The organism is Vibrio sp. (genome assembly GCF_050299255.1).
Taxonomy (GTDB): Bacteria; Pseudomonadota; Gammaproteobacteria; order Enterobacterales; family Vibrionaceae; genus Vibrio.
The window spans coordinates 15,723-37,557 of record NZ_JBNKVP010000023.1 but is presented as its reverse complement, the minus strand read 5'-3'; the positions used below and the strand labels follow the sequence as shown (position 1 = coordinate 37,557).

Sequence of the window (21,835 nt, the reverse complement as noted above, 5' to 3'; positions counted from 1 at the left end):
TTAGTTATCGACGATTTTTACAGTTTGAATCGATGGACGAGCTCTCCTTGCTGGTTAGCCATGGTGGTCAAGTCAGTACTGGTTTGGGCAATTTGCGCCATGGCCTGGTAACTGCTGTCGGCGATGAGGTTAATCTCTTCGATATTACGTGCGATGTCCGCCGTGGTCTCATTCTGCTCCGCCGCCGCTTGCGAGATATAACTACTCATCTGACTGATTTCCATAATCAGTGCCTGAATCTCTTCCATGGCGCTATTGGCATTGGACGCTTGCTCAACCGACATTTCCATATCATTCATGCAGCTTTCAATTACCTTGCTCGCGGTCTGGGAGCTGGATTGCAGGTTACTGATCATGCTCTCGATCTCTTCAGTGGAATCGGTGGTGCGCTGGGCCAGTACCCGGACTTCGTCAGCTACCACTGCAAATCCGCGTCCTTGTTCGCCAGCACGGGCAGCTTCAATAGCTGCATTCAGGGCCAGCAGGTTGGTCTGTTCAGCGATGTTACGGATTACATCCAAAATGGTGCCGATTTGGCTGCTCATCTTCTGCAGTTCGCCCACGGCTTCAACCGACTGATTCAGGCGGGTTTCAAGCTGGTTGATGGTGGAAATATTGGTGCTCATGATCTGGCGACCGGATTCCGATGCCGTTTCGACCTGTTCGACCATTCCCTGAGAGTTTTGCGCGCTCTGGGCGACTTCCTGTACTGAATGAGCCATTTCGGTCATCGCAGTAGCAACACTGGCCGTCTGTTCCCGCTGGGTATTGAGCTGCGACTGCGCACTGGACGACGTCTGCTCATTAATATTGGCGGTGCTGGTCAAATTGTCAGAAGCGTCGTTCAGTTTAACCAGAATGTTATGCAGGTTGTCCGCCAGGGAATTGATATGGCCACTGACGCGGCTGAATTCGTTATTATATCGAATGTCAATACGCTGGGTCATATCGCCGTCTGTCAGGCTTTCCAGCGTGTTCAGAATACGAGTCAGCGGTTCGCGAACACTCTGGGCAATGTGATAGCCGATACCAGCGGCGAAAATTACCACAATCGCACCAATAACCAGAGCTTTCACCACCCCCTGGTCATACACTTCACCGGCTTCCGTCAGTGACGCATTCAGGCTATCGCTGGCGGCCTGGTTAAACGAGTCGAGAATGGCCATGGTGTTGTCCACTTCTACCGCCAGGTTGGAAATATTGTCGTACAGGGCCTGTCTGGCCAGCAGGTAGTCGTTGTGTTGATCCAACACGCCGCCTTTCTGGCCAATGTCTCGGGTAAACTGTTGCACTGACTCGTCAAACGCTTTCTTCAGCGATGGCATCTGAGTTGCCAGTCCACGATAGGCGTAATTCAGGTGGGTGACCGCTTTTTTGTTTTTATCCACGGCTTTAGAGACAAATTCGACGTCAGAGCTGGCCAGGGCGTCAGAGGTAATCACTTCCGCATCTTTTAACTTGATAAAGTAGCTTTTGGCCATGACTTTAACCGAGATGCTGCTCTGATCATCGACATACTCTTTCATGCCGACACTCAGTTCAGAATGTAAACGCTGGAAGCGACGGGTCGATTGCTGAACTTTTTCCTGAGCCGCGAACATTTCTTTGTAGTTCTCCATCGCGGTTTTGGCTTCGGTAAAGTAGCGCTGCTGCATTTCTCTTAACTGAGTGATACGTTCGGCGAGTTGTGGCTGGCTCAGAGTGGCCTGTTCAAGATTGGTTAGTGACTGCTCATACTTCTGTTCGGCATTGTCGAACTCTTCGCGCATGGTGGTCATGCGCTCCTGGTTTTGAGTTGTCAGAAAATCTTTAAAAGATTTATCGGCAGACAACAGTTGTACGCTGGTTTGGTTCGATAAAGATACCAGCGGTAGCGACGTCTTTGACACGCTTTCGAAATTAGAATGAATTTGTTGCATCCCGCCCACCATGATAGCGGCGGTCACTGCAAACATAATGATGATCAATATGAAGCCGGCGTACATACGCCTGATCACAGACCCTTTCATAGATCTCTCCCACAACAATAAAAAACGGACAAAACGGTCCAAAACTATTCAACAAGTTAAAGTTACAGAATTATTACTTTGGCTTTGAGTATTAGATTCTGTTTTTATGAGCTATGTGACAAAAATGGTAGCGGTAGCAACAAGGTATGTGTCCTTTCCCACGTATGGTGAGGCTGTTTTTATTGAGCTTTAGTGAACCATGACGCATACTTCGGCTACACAACTATAACTCGACTCTAACTGGAGTGCTCTATGACCGAAGAAACCATTTTCAGCAAAATCATCCGCAAAGAAATTCCCGCTGACATTTTGTACCAGGATGAACTGGTCACTGCGTTCCGTGATATTAATCCTCGTACCCCAAGCCACCTGCTGATCATTCCAAACAAACTGATCCCGACCGTTAATGACGTCAGCCACGAAGATGAAGCGGCGCTGGGCCGGATGTTTACCGTGGCACGCAAACTCGCCAAGGAAGAGGGGATCGATGAAGATGGCTACCGACTGATCGTGAACTGTAATTCTCACGGCGGTCAGGAGGTCTATCACATTCACATGCACCTGTTGGGTGGTCGTCCTCTCGGTCCACTGGTGATGAGCTAAATGTCGAGTGGCGCGTAACTTTTTCCTTTTTCGGTTGTCATAAGCCGTGATGAATTGGTTGAAGTGATGAATTTGCTACTTCACTTCAACCCTTGTTGACCAGTTTGCGGAGGGTGGAGTGCACAATCGCGTTCGTTTTATTTTTGTTTCAACGTGTTTGCTGACGCTTTCATCGTGCGCCAACCTATCCGCAGGGAACCTGTTTAGTCACTACAGCGCTCAGAATCAATTGCTTCACAGTGCGGTAGAAGCCGGCCGCTATGATGAGGCAGAGCAGGCGTTACCCGATGCTGTGGCCGGCGACATCTTAGATAATATGGAAAAAGGCCGGGTCTATCTGCTGAGTGGGCAAACTGAGCAGAGTCAGGCTAGTCTGAAGGCCAGTGACCAGGCGGTGAGGGCTCAGCAGGCGCAGGCGACCATTTCCCTGTCTGAGACCGCAACTAGCGTTGGTTCTTTGGCCGTCAATGATAATTTAGATACCTACCAGCCCGCCGATTATGAAGTGGGTTTTCTACACTTGTATCTTGGCCTGACCTACCTGGAGCAAAATGACCTGGACGGGGCCTTAGTGGAAATGCGCTACGCGAATCAGGTCCAGGAGCAAGCCCGCAAAGACCGCGAGAGGGAACTGCAGGCTGCACAAGATAAGCTGGAAGCTGAAGGGCTTGCGTCCAACATCGGTGCGATTCTGGCGCGCTATCCCGATGCCGGAGCAACCTTGCAAGCGGTACAAAACGGCTATCTGCTTTATCTGTCCGCGCTGTTGTATGAGGCAGACAACGATCTCAACAGCGCTTATGTCGACTATCGCCGCGCGTTAGCCGTTCAACCGGATAACCTGCAAATCAGTAATGGTGCCATACGGGTGGCGAAACGACTCGGTATGAGCGAAGACCTGCAGTTACTGCTAAAACGCTATCCGGAGCCGGAAGTTGTAACCAGTGAACAGGCCAGAGTGATAATTCTAGATGAGCAGGGAGTGGTGCAGGCCAGAGAAGGGTGGCAGCAATCTTTACCCATTTATGACAGGCGGGGATATGGCGCGATTTATTCTATCGCACTGCCTTACTATCCATCACAGTATCAGACTGTTTTTCCGGAGATTACCCTGAATCAGCAGCCACTGTTGGGCGATACATTGGTTGACGTCAATCAGATGGCACAACGCGATCTGTCGGAAAAAATGCCCGCGATAATCATTCGTCAGGCGCTGCGGGTGTGGGCAAAAGAGGAGCTGCGCAAAAGTGCCAGTTCATCGGATAAGCAGGATGTCGGCAATTTGATTGTCAATATCTGGAATACGCTCACCGAACAGCCGGATACAAGAAGCTGGCAAACTCTACCCTCTGTCGTTTCCAGCCGAAGCGCTATAGTTAATTCAGGGCAGCAAGTGCTAAAAGTCGCCGGACAAGAATACCGGTTTGATGTACCTGCCGGCCAAACGGCTCTGGTTTGGGTGTCGAGGCAAGGCAACAATGCCGTCATCTGGCATAAACAGTTAGGAAGGTTGTGATGAAAAAGTGGCTAATCGCCGCGATGGCGGCAATGGTGTTAGTAGGATGCGGCAAAAATACCGCCGGATTAAGAGTAGACGGTGCGACACAATCGGTACTGTTTGGAGACCGGGTGCTCGGCTCCAGACTCAAAGTGGATAAGGTGACCACCAGCCACAGTGACGACCGGGCCAGAGGCATCGTAATGTTGACCAGTCAATATACCGGCGATCTCGATATTGAATACCGCTTTTACTGGTATAACTCCCAAGGTCTGGAGGTGAATACGCGACAGGGACCCTGGCGCCGGATGATCATCAGCGGTAAGGATTCGGCCACTCTGTCTGAAGTGTCAGTAAACCCTGACGGAACCCAGTTCCGGGTGCAGATTCGCGAGTCACAGTCACAATAAGTTCATTTGCGCCTGACATTGAGAGATTAGGCACATTCTATGCTAAGCAATTGGTAGATTGAGGAACCAAGATGAAAAAAAGTATTATTGCATTACTGGGTTTGGCGGTATTGCTTGGTGGCTGTTCTAATAAAGTCAGCTATGGTGATGCGCAAGAGGTAGAAACTACCACGATAGAGTTTGGTTCGACGGATTTGCAACAAATCGCGTCAGAGATGGTCGACAGTATGCTGATGTCCGGTTCAGTGGCGGCGATCACTCGTGACTCGCGTCCGATAGTGTTTGTTGAACGCATTAAAAACAAGACCAGTGAGCACATTGATACTGAGTCCATCACCGATACTGTCAGCACTAAGCTGCTTAATTCGGGTAAATTCAGGTTTGTCGACATGAACCGGGTTGAATCCGTACGCGAGCAACTCAATTTTCAGAACAACGATGAGCTGGTGAATCAGAGCAATGCCATCCAGTTTGGTAAAATGGTCGGTGCCCAATACATGCTGTATGGCAACCTTTCCAGCATTGCTAAAGCTGATGGCAGCGACCGGGATGTTTACTACAAAATGACCATGCGGTTAATGGATCTGGAATCCGGATTAATTGAATGGGCCGATGAAACCGAAATTCGTAAACAGCAATCGAAAAGTTTACTCGGCTTATAATCTGCAAAGAGGTGGTTTATGGCACGAATGTCCTGGCTGGAAGCCTGTCAACTTGATAGTTCGTTGTTGTCGTTAGACCACTTGTTCACGTCGCCTCCGCTTTATGCACAAACGCTGACCGGAGGCCTGACTAACCGCTGCTGGAAAGTCGTATGCCCAGACCTGAAAGCTTACGTCTGGCGTCCGACGACACCAATTACACAAGCTTTCTCTATTTCCCGCCATCAGGAATATCAGTTACTTTGCGCTCTGGCGCCATCCGCTATATCACCCAAAGCCATTCATCTGAATGATAGAGGCTTGTTGGTAGAATGGCTGGAAGGGCAACTGATGGACAGGACATTGAGCCTTGGGCAACTGCTCGACACCCTGGCTGTTGTCCATGCGACCGATATTCATCGCCTTCCCGTCGCGCCGTTCAACTACACTGCCAGAATTAATCATTATTGGATTCAACTGCAGGACACATTAAAGACCCCCAGCGTGACAGAGCTGTATAAGCAGTGGGGTGCGGCTCCCGAACTTGAGCTTGTACCTGATACCCTGTGTCATTTTGATTTAGCCGGATACAACATGGTGAATACAGAGACTGGCTTGAAAGTTATTGATTGGGAATATGCCGGGCTCGCCGATCCTCGTCTGGATCTAACGTTAAGTCTTGAAGCGTCAGGTAGCCCGCTGGAAGAAGCGGTATATCAATATTGCCAGTTACGGCAGATCGAGCAGGTAGACCTCTGGATGAGCGGAGTGCTTGCCTGGAGGCCGAGAACGCAACTGCTGGCGTTACTTTGGTATTTGCTCGCGTATCAGCTGTGGGGCGAAGCCGTTTATCTTCGCCAGGCTGAAGAACTGGAGCAAAGATTTTGCAAACAGGATCACTGTTTGGATGGTGTGAACGACAAAATGGCCGCTTCCAACCTGTTAACCCCTTGTGTTCGTGATAGATTTAGCTCGAGAGATTAGAGGTAAGACTATGATTATTTATTTACACGGGTTTGATTCCAACAGCCCAGGCAACCATGAAAAAGTGCTGCAGTTGCAATTCATTGACGATGACGTGCGATTCATTAACTACAGCACACTACACCCCAAGCACGACATGCAACATTTACTCAAAGAAGTGCAGAAAGTTATCGACCAGTCTGATGATCCCCAGCCGCTAATCTGTGGTGTTGGGTTAGGAGGATATTGGTCTGAACGAGTGGGCTTCCTGTGCGGTATCAAACAGGTGATGTTCAATCCGAATCTGCATCCGGAAAACAATATGCAAGGCAGAATAGACCGCCCGGAAGAGTACTCTGATATTGCCACTAAGTGTGTCGAGAGCTTTCGTATTAAGAACAAAGGCCGCTGCCTGGTGATTCTTTCCAAGCAGGATGAGATTCATGACAACCAAATCACAGCGTCAGAGCTGGAACCTTTTTATGACATCGTTTGGGATGACACCCAGACGCATAAATTTAAAAAAATCTCCCAGCATCTGCAAACGATGAAAGCGTTTAAACAATCGAATTAGTGGATACCCACCATTATAGGTAATTGTGCCAAACTGAAGCGGCCTTTATGGTCGCTTTTGTTGTATATTCGCCCCGGCAGGTTTATGTAACGATTAATTATCTCAGCCAATCTTTGGTTGCACGTACACCCCAGCGTTATATAATGGCAACGTCAAAAAAATTGATAAAAATCAAAAAAAATTGAGAATAAGCGTTCAGCTTACAATGGCAAATATTGTTTTTCCAAACAACGTGTCTTAAGGACATCTTTTCCGAGTCGCTAGAGTTTAGGCGGGAAGCCCAATACGAATTTTTTCAGTCTGAAGCTTCAGGCTGTATATGATTTTTGCTATTTCAGAGGATTGATATTGTGACACGCATTATTGTTGTCGGTGGAGGCGCCGGGGGACTGGAACTGGTCACCAAACTTGGCCACACATTAGGCCGTAAAAGACGTGCAAAAGTGACGCTGGTGGATCGGAAGGCCAGTCACCTGTGGAAGCCACTGCTGCACGAAGTCGCGACCGGATCGCTGGATGAGGGCGTGGATGCACTTAGCTACCGGGCTCATGCCAAAAACCACCATTTTGATTTTCAAATGGGTAGCCTGCGTGAAGTCGACCGGGAAAGAAAAGTCATTACTTTGGGTGAGATCACCGACGAGCACGGCGAATTGTTGATGCCGGTACGTGAGCTTGAGTACGATATTCTGGTGCTGGCGATCGGTTCTACCTCTAATGACTTTAATACTCCGGGCGTAAAAGACCATTGTATTTTCCTGGATACTCCGGAGCAAGCGAACCGTTTCCGCACCGAAATGAACAATGAATTTCTGAAACTGCACGCGAAAAATGGCCAGGGCAGCGTTGATATTGCCATCGTAGGGGCTGGAGCCACTGGGGTAGAGCTATCAGCCGAACTACACAATGCGGTAAAAGAGCTGCACAGCTACGGTTTTGGTGACCTGGATTCAAGCAAACTTAACGTCACTTTGGTGGAAGCTGGTGAGCGTATCTTGCCCGCACTGCCTACCCGGATATCGAGTGCAGCCCATCACGAATTAACCAAGCTGGGTGTAAACGTACGTACAGCGACTAAAGTCACTGAGGCGGATGCCGACGGCCTGACCACCGCTGATGGTGATAAGATTTCTGCCCAAATCATGGTATGGGCCGCAGGGATTAAAGCGCCGGACTTTGTCAAAGACCTGGCTGGTCTGGAAACCAATCGCATCAATCAACTGGTGGTCAACAGTACGCTGCAGACCACGCGCGATGAGGATATTTTTGTTATTGGTGACCTGGCACAGTGTACTCAGAAAGATGGTTCGATTGTGCCACCACGCGCTCAGGCTGCGCACCAGATGGCCAGCCGTGCATTTGGTAATATTGTCGCCAAAATGTATGGCCGTGAGTTAAAGCCTTATGTGTACAAAGATAAGGGCTCGCTGGTCTCTCTAAGCCGCTTTTCCACCGTCGGTAGCCTGATGGGTAACCTGACTAAAGGCTCGATGATGGTGGAGGGACGTATTGCGCGGATGGTGTATATTTCGCTCTATCGCCTGCATCAGATGGCGCTGCATGGCATGTTCAAAACCGCACTAATCGTATTGATGGGCCGTATCAACCGGGTGCTGCGGCCGAATCTGAAGCTGCATTAATCCGCAAAAACTTGTCCACAAAAAAGAGCTCATTTGAGCTCTTTTTTTTTCGGTCAGCGTTATCAGGGTGTAATGGCAAACACCATGCCGGGGTAGGGCTTGCCATCGTACAGATAGCGATTTCTGGCAATTACCTCAAATTCGGCGCCGCAGCGGATCGCTAACGACTGACTGGGCAGGTTATTGGGGTCACATACCACTTCCAGCCGAGTGAGCTTTAACTGGGCAAAACAGAACTCAATCAAAGCGTCGAGAGCCTCTTTACCATAGCCCAGCCGTTGGTAGTCGTCTGCTATCCAATAGCCGAGGCTGGCCATGTTGAAGGTCGAGTACAGCTCATTGATTGCCACCATCCCAAGCAGGGTGCTGTCCAGGCGGCGATAAATACCGAAGCCGAACGCGTCGCCTTTTACCCAGTTCAGCCGCGTGGCCAGGATAAATCGCTGTGCTTCTTCAATATTAAATCCCGGGTGACACCAGTCTACCCATTCGTGCAAACTGCGCGAGCGGGTAATGGCTCTGGTCAGTTGTTCGATATCTTCGCTGTCGACCAGTCGCAGACAAAGACGTTGAGTAAGTATCTGGTATTCTGGGCTCATAACAAATCTGCCCCGTTTCAGCGGGGCAGTCTTCTTCTACGATTCGTTGTCAGATTCGACACGACGGACCTGGATGATCACACCAAGCAGAGGGTGGTCCAGATAGTGTGTTTCCGTACTGCGCATACGACGTTTCTGATCCAAGCGGTAATGCTTGAGAAAACGTTCTTCAATAACGGTCGGCGATACCTCTTCCAACAGGCCGGCCTGAACAACGGCATTGTCATCACTGTCGACCATGTCCAGTTGTAACTCTGGTTGCTCCAGCATTACCTGACGAACGCTGGGTGACTTCACATCCAGCATCACATCTGCGTATAGGTAATGCTCCACATAGACTTGCAGCTTGCCATCCAGTTCGTAGAGAGGCTGGTCCAAATTGGTTTCTGTTACGCCTTCGATTACTGGATTATTCTGTCCTGGGATCCGCTCACTTCCGTCAGGGTTAAACTGACCTGCGAAATTATCACCGGCCTGAATATGGAAAATGGGTGCCCCCTGGCGGTTTTGGTCGCCCTGACGCCACGCTTTATGCAGCAGCACTTCAAAGCCCGCATGACGGTTAAGTTTATTAACCTGTTCATTCAACTGGTATTGCTCGGGTGATAACAGAGTAACGCCTTTGCTTTGTAAGAAACCCGCGTCCGTAAAGCGGCCCGTGCGGCTCATCTCGATATCGGCGACGTCACTTGGCCAGGATTCGCTGGTTTTTTCAATATCCACTGAACGCTTAAAAATGATCACTTCGATATCAAATTGTCGTTGTGCCAGAGAAGGCAGAGAGACGAACAAGAGTAACAGTGGGATCAGCTTCTTCATTATGACTCCATCAGATGGCTGTTATTGCCAAAATTGTATTGATGCCGGTGCTTAGGCGGTTGGTAATCGGTTCTGCTCAAATTGCGTTAACATGTCACCGACAAACTCAATTCGTTTTCTTCGATCGGTTAATGGTATCGCAAACTTGAACTTAGTTGGCCCGTCCATAGCGAATTTTTGTGGCTGAGATTGCAATAGTTTAACCAAAAATGCCGGATTTATGTCAGCATTGGGGTAAAACTCTATATAGCCACCTTTATCATGCGCTTCAATTTTCTTCGCCTTGATCTCCGCCGCCGTCAGTTTTATCGCTGAAACGGTTAACAAGTTTTTGGCTGCATCGGGTAACAGGCCAAACCTGTCTATCAGTTCGACTTTCAGCTCATCCAGTTCATCACTGCTGCTTACGCTGGCAATCTGTTTGTACATCGACAGCCGCGTGTTGACGTCGGGAATGTAATCGTCTGGCAACAGCGCAGGCAAACGCAGTTCCACTTCAGTCTGTTCACGCAGCAGATCATCCAGCGCGGGCTCTTTGCCAGCTTTTAATGCCTCAACCGCCTGTTCCAGCATCTCCATATACAGAGTAAAGCCTACCGACTGAATTTGGCCACTCTGCTCTTCGCCCAGCAGCTCTCCGGCGCCACGAATTTCCAAATCGTGGGTGGCCAGAGTAAACCCGGCTCCCAGGTCTTCCAGCGAGGCAATGGCATCCAGCCGTTTAATGGCATCTTTGGTTAATGCTTTCGGGTGTGGCGTCAGTAGGTATGCATACGCCTGGTGATGCGAACGGCCGACGCGTCCCCGTAACTGGTGTAACTGCGCCAGTCCGAGGTGATCGGCCCGGTCCATTATGATGGTATTGGCGGTTGGCACGTCGATGCCAGTCTCGATTATTGTGGTACAGACCAGCAGGTTATAGCGCTGATGATAGAAATCGTTCATCACCTGTTCCAGTTCCCGCTCGCGCATCTGACCATGTGCGACCGTGATACGGGCTTCCGGGATCTGCTTTTCCAGATCGGCGGCGACTTTGGCGATGGTCTCGACCTGGTTGTGCAGGAAATAGACCTGACCACCACGCATGATTTCCCGCAGTATCGCTTCGCGGATCACCGCGTCATCACGCTGGCGAACGAAGGTTTTAATCGCTAAGCGGCGGGCAGGCGGAGTGGCAATAATCGACAGATCGCGCATACCACTCATCGCCATGTTGAGGGTGCGCGGAATCGGTGTGGCCGTGAGCGTCAGGATATCGACATCGGCGCGCATCGCTTTAACTTTTTCTTTCTGCCGCACACCAAACCGGTGTTCTTCATCGACGATCAACAACCCCAGGTCTTTAAAGCGTATATCACTGGACAACAGCTTATGGGTGCCGACCAGAATATCCACTTTGCCGTCGGCGACGTCAGCCAGGATCTGCTTCTGTTCTTTAGCCGATTTAAATCGTGATAGAACTTCCACCCGGATCGGTAAGTTGGCAAACCGGTCGCGGAAGTTTTCAAAATGTTGCTGGGCTAACAAAGTGGTGGGCACCAGCACCGCGACCTGTTTGGCGTTGTCGGTACAGACAAAAGCAGCGCGCATAGCAACTTCGGTTTTACCAAAGCCGACATCACCACATACCAGGCGGTCCATGGCTTTTGGCTGACACATATCCGACATCACTGCATTAATCGCCATGGACTGGTCATCGGTCTCTTCAAACGGGAAACCCGCTTTAAATGTCGCGTACTGGCCGCGATCGAGCTGAAACTTGTAGCCCGGTTTAAGTTCCCGCTTAGCGTAGACGTCCAGCAACTCGGCGGCAACGTCTCGGACTTTTTCTGCCGCTCTGCGTCTGGCTTTGGCCCAGGCTTCTCCGCCCAATTTATGCAGCGGGGCTGCTTCTTCCGCGCCACCAGAATAGCGGCTGATCAGGTTCAGTGATGATACCGGCACGTACAGCTTAGCTTCGTTCTGATACTCAAGCGTGACGTATTCGCTGGTCATGCCGCCGGCATCCAGCGTCTGCAGACCGACATAGCGGCCTATACCGTGATCAATGTGCACCACTGGCTGACCGGGCTTGAGTTCTGCCAGGTTGCGGATTACGGCGTCTGCATTGGTCACTTTGCGCTCTTTACGGCGGCGCTGAATAACGCGATCGCCAAGTAGGTCACTTTCGCATATCAGAGTCAGGTTACGTTCAGGACAGACAAAGCCGTGCTCGCAAGCGCCGAGTACTAAGCTGAAGCGCTCTCCGCCATCAATGGCTGCCGCAAAGCTGTCGGCCAAGACCGGTTTAAGCTTGATGCGTTGCAGCAGCTCTAATAGCGCCTCGCGCCGGCCTTCGGATTCGACTGAAAATACGATCTGACCGCTGAACTGTTCCGTGTACTGGCGCAGCTGAGCTAACGGCTCTTTGTTCTGATGCTGAACCGCAATGGCCGGTAAAGGTTCAACAGACAGGTTTTTCTGCCCCGCTTTGGTGGCCACTTTTTCCACCGAGAGCTGGGCGCGCGGCATCTGTTTAAACTGGCTAAACAGCTGATCTTTTTTCAGCCACAGCTGTTCCGGCGCCAGCAGCGGTCTGAGCGGGTCTACCCGGCGCTGTTCAAAGCGTTGCTCTACGTCGCTGAGGAAATGATCGACGGCGGGCTCCAAATCGCCCACGGTGATCAGCAGGCTATTGTCGGCCAGGTAATCAAACAGGGTCTCGGTATGGTCAAAAAACAGCGGCTGCCAGTACTCAATGCCTGCCGGCCAGGTTCCTTTTGAAACCTGCATATAAACCGATTCCGGCTCGCGGCGCGCTTCAAATTGCTGTCGCCAACGGATACGAAACTCTTCAATCGCCGCATCGTTGGTCGGAAACTCGTGAGCAGGCAGCAGGTTAATCTGGCTGATTTCCTCTATTGAGCGTTGATTTTCCGGATCGAAGGTGCGAATGGTGTCGATCTCATCATCAAAGAAGTCGATTCGGTACGGCAAGCTACTGCCCATCGGGAACAGATCGAGAATTGAACCGCGGCTGGCGTATTCTCCGGGGCCAAACACCTGGTCAACATGGCGATAGCCGGAGTTATCCAGTTGCACTCGCAGTTTGTCCAGTGAAAAGCGATCGCCGGTTTTAACCATCAGTGTGTGTTGCAGCAGGAAATCTCGCGGACTCTGCCTTTGCAGCAGGGTACTGACCGGGACGACGGTAATGCCGGTGGTGAGAGAGGGCAGCTGATAGAGCCGGGCGATGCGATCAGAGATGATTTCCTGGTGGGGAGAAAAACTGTCGTACGGCAGCGTTTCCCAATCAGGAAACAGGGTGACATCCTGGTCGGTAAACTGGGCCACTTCGTGTACCAGCTTCAGCGCGGTTTGCGGATCCGCGACGGCCAGCAGGGTGTGACTCTGATGCTGCGCAGCCAATTCTGCAATGGCTAATGCCAGACTGGCTCCGGGCAAGTTGCCGGAATGTTTTTTATCTCCTGCTCGGTCAGGCAATGTCGGAGAGAGTAACTGCAAATGACTCATATTGTCGGATATTACTTATTTCGGTTCATTGAACGTTGTCGAAGCAACTTCTGTTGTTGGTATAGGGCCGCTTTAATCAGCAGATCCTGATCCGCATCGCGCAATCGTTCATATTGCATGGTGATTCGATAGTTGTCCTGCTCGGCTATACATTCGGTTACCCGTGCATAGCAGTAAATGGCGGCAGGAGGATGCTCCAGAAACAGTTTGACCCGGCCCAACATGCCAGGGGTTGCAGCTTGCGAGTCCAGATAGGTGAATTGACTGGCCCCAAACGTAACCGTGTGATGTCGCCATTGCTCCTGATCCTGCTGGGCGAGCATAAAGGTCAACAACAGATTCAATTTGGCATTTTGGTTGTCCAGTAGGGTGATCACATGTTTGAAATCGCCACTTTTAAGCTCCATGCGAGCGTTGTCGTTCAGGTGATCAAGTTGGCTGAACTCACTGGCGACCACAAACGGCGCAGGAATCTCACTTTCAAATTCATCTTGGTCGGGTAGGGAAAAATTGTCGCCCACGGGTTCTACGTTAATGGTCATCCGATGATGAACGGTAAAATATTCTTGTTCTGACATTCCGTGCGTCCTTTTGATTATGATCTGATTATCGTCATACCGGTCAACTTATCAAGTTAACCGGGTGTAAATCCCTCATTTAAAGTTGATTTCACAAATTAGGGCTACAACCTTGGCGGATTAATCGTTACAGTATCTGGCAACTTTTTCTGGTGGTTTTAACTATGTTTCATCCTGTGTCGGCCTTCATTGGATTGCGCTATATGCGCGGACGCTCCGGTGATCGCTTCAGCCGTTTTGTCTCTTATATGTCCACGGCGGGCATAGTGATTGGTGTGTTGTCACTGGTCACCGTGCTGTCGGTGATGAATGGCTTTGAAGCTCAGTTGAAAGGCCGGATCCTGGGCGTGTTGCCACAGGCTATTGTGTCCCAGCAGGGCAAAACTCTGCGTACCAGTGAGCCACCTATGTTTGCCCGTGAGCTGTCGACAGCTTCTGAGCCGCAGCCAGTGATCACCAGTGAGGCAGTGATTCAAAGTGCAGCCCAGCTATCGGCGGGCTACTTGCTCGGTGTTGAACCAAATCTGCACGATCCAATTGCGGATCACTTGATCGCAGGTTCGATGCAGATGTTGCAAGCCGGTGAGTACCGAATCGCGATTGGATATAGCCTGGCACAAACCCTGAACGTCTCTCCGGGCGACAAAGTCCGCCTGATGGTCACAAGCGCCAGCCAGTATACGCCGCTTGGCCGAATTCCGAGCCAGCGAAATTTTACCGTCGCCGCTATCTTTAATACCGGGTCGGATATTGATGGCCAGTTGATGGTTACCCATTTAAATGATGCGGGTAAGCTGATGCGGTTTGGCCGCGATCAGATCAGTGGTTGGCGGCTCTATTTTGACGATCCTTTTGTGGTGTCCGAGCTGGCAAACCGGCCTCTACCTGAAGGTTGGCTATGGCGTGACTGGCGTGATCAGCGCGGCGAACTGTTTCAGGCCGTGCGGATGGAAAAAAATATGATGGGGCTGATGCTGGGCCTGATCATCGGCGTTGCCGCGTTCAATATCATATCCGCATTAATTATGGTGGTGATGGAAAAGCAATCCGAAGTGGCCATTCTAAAAACTCAGGGGATGACCGATCATCAGGTGCTGGCCATCTTTATGGTTCAGGGAGCCAGCAGCGGGGTGATTGGTGCCGTGCTGGGAGGGGTGCTGGGTGTATTGTTAGCCAGTAATCTTAATAGCCTGCTGAGTGCGATGGGTGTGGCGTTGTTTCAGGTCGGCCGTGACCTGCCAGTGGTGATTGATCCACTGCAAATACTGGCTGTTGTAGCGTTGGCGATAGCGCTGAGTCTGTTGGCCACTATTTTACCTTCCTACCGGGCTTCATCCGTAAAACCTGCTGAGGCATTAAGATATGAATAATCTGTTGCAGTGCGACCATGTATGTAAAACCTACCACGATGGCGCCGTCGACACTCAAGTATTACAAGGCGTCAGCTTCACGATGCAACCTGGTGAACTGATTTCCATTATCGGGACTTCCGGTTCAGGCAAGAGCACTCTTCTTCATATACTGGGTGCTTTGGATGATGCCACCGATGGTCAGGTAACCTTTATGGGCGAAAACCTGGCTCGGTTGAATTCCAACCGTCAGGCCAAACTGCGTAATAAGCACTTAGGTTTTGTGTATCAGTTTCATCATCTGTTGGCCGATTTTTCTGCGCTGGAGAATGTCGCCATGCCGCTATTAATTGGCGGAGTTTCGGCCAGCCAGGCGAAACAGCAGGCTGGTCAGTTACTGACGAAAGTCGGCTTAGCACATCGGCTTGAACACCGGCCAGCCGAACTGTCAGGAGGAGAACGACAGCGGGTTGCGATTGCCCGGGCACTGGTCAATAACCCGGCTCTGGTACTGGCAGATGAACCTACCGGCAACCTGGATCATGCCACGGCACTGGCGATATACGATTTGATGCGTGAACTAAACCAACAATCGGGCACGGCGTTTTTAGTGGTTACCCACGACGGCGAACTGGCGGCAAAAATGGACAGACAGCTGCATATGCAAGATGGCTTGCTGATCAGCGTGGGGGAGGATTAAGTGTTTGCCTCACTTTCTCTGCTAATTGGTCGTAGATTCAGTCGCGGTAAAAAGCGCAATAAGATGGTGTCGTTTATTTCGATGTCGTCGACCATAGGTATCGCGGTAGGAGTTGCGGTCGTCATCGTGGGCTTGTCTGCCATGAACGGTTTCGAACGGGAACTGAACAACCGGGTGTTGTCTGTGATCCCCCACGGTGAATTTGAGGGGGTAAAAGGCCCGGTCGTGCAGTGGGACTCCCTGATGAGACAAAGCGTTAAGCATCCGCGAGTGGTTGCGGCGGCGCCCTATGTGCGTTTGACTGCACTGGCAGAAAAAGGCCGGCAACTTAAGGCGATAGAGCTGCGCGGAATCGACAAACAACTCGAGCCACAGGTGTCTGGCCTGACTGAGTATATTGATACTACGGCCTGGCAGAGCTTTAGTCCCGGACAGCAGCAAATTATTTTAGGACAAGGTGTGGCTGCGGCGTTAGGGGCCAAAGTGGGTGACCATATTACCCTGATGCTGCCAGCCAACAGTGATCCGACAAAAATGCAGACCCCCAGACGGATTCGAGTGCGTATCTCTGGGCTGCTGACCCTGAATGGGCAGATAGATCATAACCTGGCTATTGTTCCGCTGGCCGATGCCCAGCAATACGCCAGACTGGACGATGCCGTGAGTGGCGTCAGTATCAAGGTCTCTGAAGTGTTGCAGGCGACCTCTATTGTGAGGGAAATCGGTAACCAGCTGGATGTCTATGTTTACTTACGCAGTTGGCAGCAAAAGTACGGCTATTTGTATCGTGACATTCAACTGGTTCGCACCATTATGTATCTGGTGATGATACTGGTTATTGGTGTGGCGAGCTTTAATATTGTCTCCACCCTGATGATGGCGGTGAAAGACCGGGCCTCAGACATTGCGATTTTACGCACCATGGGCGCCAGCGATGGCCCGATTAAGCGCATTTTTGTCTGGCAGGGCGTGTTTTCCGGGGTACTTGGCAGCCTGGCCGGTAGCCTGATTGGTGTATTGCTGGCGTTAAACCTGACCGCTATGATCAAACAGCTTGAGCGACTGCTTGATCATCACTTTTTATCTGGTGATATCTATTTTGTCGACTTCCTGCCATCGGTGGTGGAGAGCGGTGATGTCATTTTAGTGTCCGGGACAGCTATCGCATTAAGCTTGTTGGCGACCTGGTATCCGGCCTCGCGAGCCAGCAAACTCAACCCGGCCTCCGTGTTGAGTGCCAAATAAAGCTGAGTGCAAAGTAAAAAGGACCAAATGGTCCTTTTTACTATCTGATTCGGCAAACATCATACCGTCGCGACAAACCTTTTACAGTGTGACAGTGATTCAGTCGCAACGGCATGTATTCCCACTTGAATCCTTTTGGGTCGCCAGTTAGCGTACCTGACGCCGTTGCCAGCTGCGAACCACGGAATAGCGCCACAATCCTTTAATTCCAATGTACCCGATCACAGCAGACACGATACCGCAGATAAAACAACCGAGTAAAAAGGGTGGGCCGATGGCCGACATCTGGTTGAGGATGAATTCCCACGAAAGTTCAAAGTGAAATTGCTGCGGTGGAATATGCATCACCCAGGCGCCGAGTTTATAGGCGAAATAGAACAATACTGGCATGGTAATTGGGTTGCTCACCCAGACCAAAGCTACGGCCAAAGGCAAATTGACACCCAAAAGAATGGCTAAACCGGCCGACATGATCATCTGGCTGGGGAGCGGGACAAAAGCCATAAACAAACCAACGGCAAATGCACCTGACGCAGAACGGCGATTCAAACACCATAGGTTTGGGTTATACAGCACGTTGCCAAAGACCTTTAATGCCTTTTGCCGCTTAATAACTTCGTGGTCAGGCATAAAACGCTTTATGAACTTTCTAGGCATAAGGGATTATGACTCTCGTTAATAATTACTGGACATTGCTATCTTTTGTTTTAGTGATGGTGTCCATGCCTCACTGGCCTGTGTTGCCTAGCAGCTGGTGGTTGATACCGTTGTCTGTATGTCTGCTGGCCTGCAGACATTATAAAGTGTTCCCTTACTTTCTTGGCATTACATTTGGTCTGATGGTTGCGATTATGCATGGAAATCTGCTTAGCTGGCAGCGACATACCCTTGATCAGTCCGGGGACAATATTACCATAACTGCGACAATTGACAGCATTTTTACTTCAAGTCGCTATGGATATGTAGGTTTGGCCACAATCAGCCAGATTGAAAATCGTCCCTTACCGTTCTGGCAACAAGCGACGGTTAGACTAACACTGCCAATTAAACCGGCACTGAATGCTACGGTTCATGCAAGGGTGCATCTGGCGCCAATCACCGGTTACTTCAATCAGGCAGGTTTTGACTCAGAACGCTTTTATCTTAGTCAGCATGTGGTCGCCCGGGCAAATTTAGATAGCTCACAAAGTTATTATCTGTTGGATCAGAGCAATGTTCGGAATCGAATACTTGATAGAGTCACGCAAGCGACCCAAGATTTAGCGCACTACGGTTTAATACGCGCATTGGCATTTGGGGAACGCGACGCGATACCGGACAGTCAATGGCTTGGGTTGCGCAACAGCGGGTTAAGCCATTTGGTGGCGATCTCCGGACTGCACATCGGTGTGGCATTTGCGCTAGGGTACTGGTTGGGTTTTGCTGTGCTCAGATTACTCCCTGGCCAGCTTTGGCTTCCTCTATTGCTGGGCTCTGGTTTAGCGTTAGTTTATGCCTGGCTGGCCGGTTTTACCTTGCCGACGCAACGGGCGCTGATGATCTGTTGGCTCAATGCAATATTGCTGTTACTACAGTGGCGAATAACGCCATTAAACCGAATTTTACTAGTGGGTAGTGTCAGCTTGGCCCTGGACGCGTTTGTCACTTGTTCGGTCAGTTTCTGGCTCTCATTTTCAGCCTACGCAGTAGTGGTGTATGCGGTATCCCAGCCTCGCTTTATCCACCTTCATCCGATATTGAAGCCACTCTATTTGCAGGCGATATTGTTGGTCCTGATGACGCCAGTGCTCGCCAAGAGTTTTCAGGGTATTAGCCTCAGTGCGGCTGGTTATAACTTGCTTTGGGTGCCTTGGTTCAGCGTGGTCATTGTCCCGCTGCTTTTTGTGGCACTCTTCTTTAGCTCATTGACTATTCCGTTTAGCGGCCAGCTTTGGCAATGGCTGGATATGACGTTCTGGCCGGTCAGCTGGTCACTTCACTTTGCAGACACCAGTTGGTGGCCGGTCACCTCCCAGCAGTGGTGGCTGATCGCCAGCGCGGCGGTGATGGCGATACTATTTCCCTGGTTGTCTCGACAGGGAAAGTGGCTGGTCTCGGCATGCCTGATGAGTGTAATAGTTGAGCGTTGGGCCGAGCCGCCGCCGGAGCAGTGGCGGGTAGATATACTGGACGTCGGCCACGGTCTGGCTGTACTGATAGAACAGCAGGGTGAGGTCGTCTTATATGATACCGGTGCAAGCTGGGAGTCGGGCAGTGTGGTTTCTTCGGTGGTGTCTCCTGTGATGCTAGATAAAAACATTCAGCAAGTAGAAGGCTTAATCATCAGTCACTTAGATAACGATCATGCCGGTGGTCGAGAGGATTTTATTGAGCGTTGGAATCCGAGCTGGCAACGGGCCAGTCAATCATTGTCCGGTTACCAGGCTTGTGATTGGTCACAGCAGTGGCAATGGAAGCAGCTGACATTTCAAGTTCTTTGGCCCCCCAGTGTCGTCAGCCAGGCCCGCAATCCTCACTCTTGCGTTGTGTTAGTGACCGATGGCCAGTTTCGCTTGTTGCTGACCGGCGATATTCCCAAACTGGCGGAGTATCTTATCCTGCAGCAGCCTGAGGCTGTCGCCAGTGATGTAATTGTAGTGCCACACCATGGCAGTTCGACTTCTTCCAGTCAGGCTTTGGTAGAGGCGGTTAAGGCCAGATTAGCCATTGCTTCTTTAGCCAAATTCAATCACTGGAATCTACCGGCTGCTTCTGTGCGTAGGCGCTATCACCAGTACGGTGAATGGTGGGATACCGGTAGCAAAGGGCAAGTTTCGCTGGTAATTTCACCAACCGGCTGGCGTCATCAGTCTTGGCGTGACACCCATGGCAGTGCTTGGTATAGGCAGATGCTCAGGAACAGAGTAGAATAGCGCGTTCTTGTAATTACAAAATCGTGTCTTCATATGTCCATATATACCGACAAAACTACCTGGCAAACTTTCCGCCGACTGTGGAACTACATACGTCAATATAAAGCCGGGTTGGCGGTTGCCGTCGTGGCACTGATCATTAGTGCGATTTCTGAAACCTATATGGTATCACTGCTTAAACCATTGCTGGATGAGGGCTTTGGTAATGCAGAATCCGATTTTTTACGTGTATTGCCTTTCATTATCATGGGTATGATGGCTTTACGCGGCGCTAGCAGCTTCGTTTCCGCATATTGTCTGAGCTGGGTTTCCGGCAATGTGGTGATGGAGATGCGTCGCAAAATATTCCACCAGTTCATGCATATGCCGGTTTCGTTTTTTGACAAAGAATCCACTGGCGGCCTGTTGTCCCGAATCACCTATGATTCAGAGCAGGTAGCCGGAGCAACAAGTCGTGCACTGGTGATCATGGTGCGTGAAGGTGCCAGTATCATCGGTTTGCTGGTGCTGATGTTCTGGAACAGTTGGCAGCTTTCACTGGTGCTGTTTGTTGTCGCGCCGATCGTAGCCAAGGGAATCGGAGTGGTCTCTAAACGCTTTCGGAAGATTTCCCACAATATGCAGGACGCCATGGGCCATGTAACATCATCGGCGGAACAGATGCTCAAAGGCCACAAAGTGGTACTCAGCTATGGCGGTCAGGATGTTGAAACTAAACGATTTGACCAGGTAAGCAACCAGATGCGTCAGCAGAACATGAAACTGGTGGCTGCCCAGGCGATTGCTAATCCAGTGATTGAATTGATTGCTTCAATTGCACTGGTGACGGTATTACTGCTGGCGAGCGTCGAATCAATTCGCAGCGAGCTGACACCAGGTACGTTCACTGTGGTGTTCTCGGCTATGTTTGGTCTGATGCGTCCTATTAAAGCGCTGACCAGCGTCACTTCTGATTTCCAACGTGGTATGGCGGCCAGCCAAACTCTGTTCTCACTAATGGATCTGGAAACCGAGCAGGATAAAGGCACTTACGCTCCGGAAAAAGTGCAGGGCGAAATTGAGCTGAAAGATGTCACTTTTACCTATCAGGGCAAAGAAAAACCGGCGCTTAGAGAGGTGAGTCTCAAGATTCCACAAGGCAAAACGCTGGCCTTGGTCGGGCGTTCCGGCTCGGGTAAGAGTACGATCGCCAACCTGTTTACCCGCTTCTACGACGTCGATTCAGGGGCGATCCTGCTGGATGGCCATGATATTCGTGAGTATCAGTTAACCAACTTGCGTAGTCACTTTGCGCTGGTGTCACAAAATGTGCACCTGTTTAACGACACCATCGCCAACAACATTGCCTATGCAGCAACTGAAAAATACACCCGTGAACAAATCGAGCAAGCAGCCCGCCTGGCCCACGCAATGGATTTCATCGATAATCTGGATGATGGTTTGGATACTATGATTGGTGAGAACGGTGCCAGCCTGTCAGGAGGACAAAGACAGCGTATTGCTATCGCCCGGGCTCTGTTGCGCGATGCTCCTGTGCTGATCCTGGACGAGGCAACGTCTGCGCTGGATACGGAATCTGAGAAAGCAATCCAGGCGGCTCTGGATGAGCTGCAGAAAAATAAAACCGTGCTGGTGATTGCGCACCGTCTGTCTACCATTGAAGGTGCTGATGAAATCCTGGTGGTCGATGAAGGCGAGATCATTGAACGCGGAGCTCACACTCAGTTGATTGAACAAGATGGTGCATATGCCCAGTTGCACAGCATCCAGTTTGGGCAGTAA

General features: G+C 50.6%; 18 protein-coding genes. 12 read left to right on the top strand and 6 right to left on the bottom strand.

Features of this window, described 5'->3' with window-relative positions:
* Positions 1-17: 17 nt before the first annotated feature.
* Complete coding sequence (locus ACQY6F_RS08730; protein WP_428773701.1) at positions 18-2,009, bottom strand: methyl-accepting chemotaxis protein; 1,992 nt, start codon at positions 2,007-2,009, stop codon at positions 18-20.
* Positions 2,010-2,261: 252 nt separating this feature from the next.
* Between ACQY6F_RS08730 and hinT the strand changes: the two genes are divergently transcribed.
* The 7 genes from hinT (at position 2,262) to ACQY6F_RS08695 (ending at position 8,338) form a co-directional block, all read left to right on the top strand.
* The gene (gene hinT / locus ACQY6F_RS08725; RefSeq protein WP_428773700.1) at positions 2,262-2,612 is read left to right on the top strand and encodes a purine nucleoside phosphoramidase; all 351 of its coding nucleotides are present in this window, start codon (positions 2,262-2,264) and stop codon (positions 2,610-2,612) included.
* Between the two features lie 118 nt (positions 2,613-2,730).
* Entirely contained in the window at positions 2,731-4,128 is a 1,398-nt protein-coding gene (locus tag ACQY6F_RS08720) for a COG3014 family protein (protein ID WP_428773698.1), read from the top strand.
* Positions 4,128-4,520: a YcfL family protein gene (locus ACQY6F_RS08715; RefSeq protein ID WP_428773697.1), complete on the top strand. Its 393-nt coding sequence runs from the start codon at positions 4,128-4,130 to the stop codon at positions 4,518-4,520. The genes ACQY6F_RS08720 and ACQY6F_RS08715 overlap by 1 nt, the downstream gene beginning before the upstream one ends.
* Before the next feature lie 71 nt (positions 4,521-4,591).
* Complete coding sequence (gene lpoB / locus ACQY6F_RS08710; protein WP_428773695.1) at positions 4,592-5,182, top strand: penicillin-binding protein activator LpoB; 591 nt, start codon at positions 4,592-4,594, stop codon at positions 5,180-5,182.
* 18 nt (positions 5,183-5,200) lie between these two features.
* Entirely contained in the window at positions 5,201-6,145 is a 945-nt protein-coding gene (locus tag ACQY6F_RS08705) for a phosphotransferase (protein WP_428773694.1), read from the top strand.
* 10 nt (positions 6,146-6,155) lie between these two features.
* On the top strand, positions 6,156-6,698 hold the full coding sequence (ycfP, locus tag ACQY6F_RS08700) for an alpha/beta hydrolase YcfP (RefSeq protein ID WP_428773692.1): 543 nt from the start codon (positions 6,156-6,158) through the stop codon (positions 6,696-6,698).
* Between the two features lie 350 nt (positions 6,699-7,048).
* Positions 7,049-8,338 carry an NAD(P)/FAD-dependent oxidoreductase gene (locus ACQY6F_RS08695; protein ID WP_428773691.1) on the top strand — a complete coding sequence of 430 codons (1,290 nt, stop codon included), beginning with the start codon at positions 7,049-7,051 and terminating at the stop codon, positions 8,336-8,338.
* A 62-nt stretch (positions 8,339-8,400) separates the two neighbouring features.
* On the opposite strand, the gene ACQY6F_RS08690 is transcribed toward ACQY6F_RS08695, so the two are convergent.
* Genes ACQY6F_RS08690 through ACQY6F_RS08675 form a run of 4 tightly spaced genes read right to left on the bottom strand, consistent with a single transcriptional unit; the run spans position 8,401 to position 13,847 of the window.
* Positions 8,401-8,937 carry a GNAT family N-acetyltransferase gene (locus tag ACQY6F_RS08690; RefSeq protein WP_428773689.1) on the bottom strand — a complete coding sequence of 179 codons (537 nt, stop codon included), beginning with the start codon at positions 8,935-8,937 and terminating at the stop codon, positions 8,401-8,403.
* A gap of 36 nt (positions 8,938-8,973) precedes the next feature.
* The gene (locus ACQY6F_RS08685; protein WP_428773688.1) at positions 8,974-9,756 is read right to left on the bottom strand and encodes a peptidoglycan binding protein CsiV; all 783 of its coding nucleotides are present in this window, start codon (positions 9,754-9,756) and stop codon (positions 8,974-8,976) included.
* Between the two features lie 51 nt (positions 9,757-9,807).
* A complete protein-coding gene (gene mfd / locus ACQY6F_RS08680; RefSeq protein WP_428773686.1) occupies positions 9,808-13,269 on the bottom strand; it encodes a transcription-repair coupling factor in 3,462 nt (1,153 codons plus the stop codon).
* 11 nt (positions 13,270-13,280) lie between these two features.
* Positions 13,281-13,847, bottom strand: a complete 567-nt coding sequence (locus ACQY6F_RS08675; protein ID WP_428773684.1) for a PilZ domain-containing protein — start codon at positions 13,845-13,847, stop codon at positions 13,281-13,283.
* 164 nt (positions 13,848-14,011) lie between these two features.
* Between ACQY6F_RS08675 and lolC the strand changes: the two genes are divergently transcribed.
* The 3 genes from lolC to lolE are packed head-to-tail and all read left to right on the top strand — an operon-like array spanning position 14,012 to position 17,141.
* On the top strand, positions 14,012-15,217 hold the full coding sequence (lolC, locus tag ACQY6F_RS08670; RefSeq protein ID WP_428773683.1) for a lipoprotein-releasing ABC transporter permease subunit LolC: 1,206 nt from the start codon (positions 14,012-14,014) through the stop codon (positions 15,215-15,217).
* Complete coding sequence (lolD, locus tag ACQY6F_RS08665; RefSeq protein ID WP_428773681.1) at positions 15,210-15,896, top strand: lipoprotein-releasing ABC transporter ATP-binding protein LolD; 687 nt, start codon at positions 15,210-15,212, stop codon at positions 15,894-15,896. The genes lolC and lolD overlap by 8 nt, the downstream gene beginning before the upstream one ends.
* A complete protein-coding gene (lolE, locus tag ACQY6F_RS08660; RefSeq protein ID WP_428773679.1) occupies positions 15,897-17,141 on the top strand; it encodes a lipoprotein-releasing ABC transporter permease subunit LolE in 1,245 nt (414 codons plus the stop codon).
* Between the two features lie 147 nt (positions 17,142-17,288).
* On the opposite strand, the gene ACQY6F_RS08655 is transcribed toward lolE, so the two are convergent.
* Positions 17,289-17,798 carry a DUF2062 domain-containing protein gene (locus tag ACQY6F_RS08655; protein WP_428773677.1) on the bottom strand — a complete coding sequence of 170 codons (510 nt, stop codon included), beginning with the start codon at positions 17,796-17,798 and terminating at the stop codon, positions 17,289-17,291.
* 8 nt (positions 17,799-17,806) lie between these two features.
* On the opposite strand from ACQY6F_RS08655, the gene ACQY6F_RS08650 reads away from it, so the two are divergent.
* Both ACQY6F_RS08650 and msbA read left to right on the top strand, forming a co-directional pair.
* On the top strand, positions 17,807-20,053 hold the full coding sequence (locus tag ACQY6F_RS08650) for a DNA internalization-related competence protein ComEC/Rec2 (RefSeq protein ID WP_428773676.1): 2,247 nt from the start codon (positions 17,807-17,809) through the stop codon (positions 20,051-20,053).
* Positions 20,054-20,086: 33 nt separating this feature from the next.
* Positions 20,087-21,835: a lipid A ABC transporter ATP-binding protein/permease MsbA gene (gene msbA, locus ACQY6F_RS08645; protein WP_428773674.1), complete on the top strand. Its 1,749-nt coding sequence runs from the start codon at positions 20,087-20,089 to the stop codon at positions 21,833-21,835.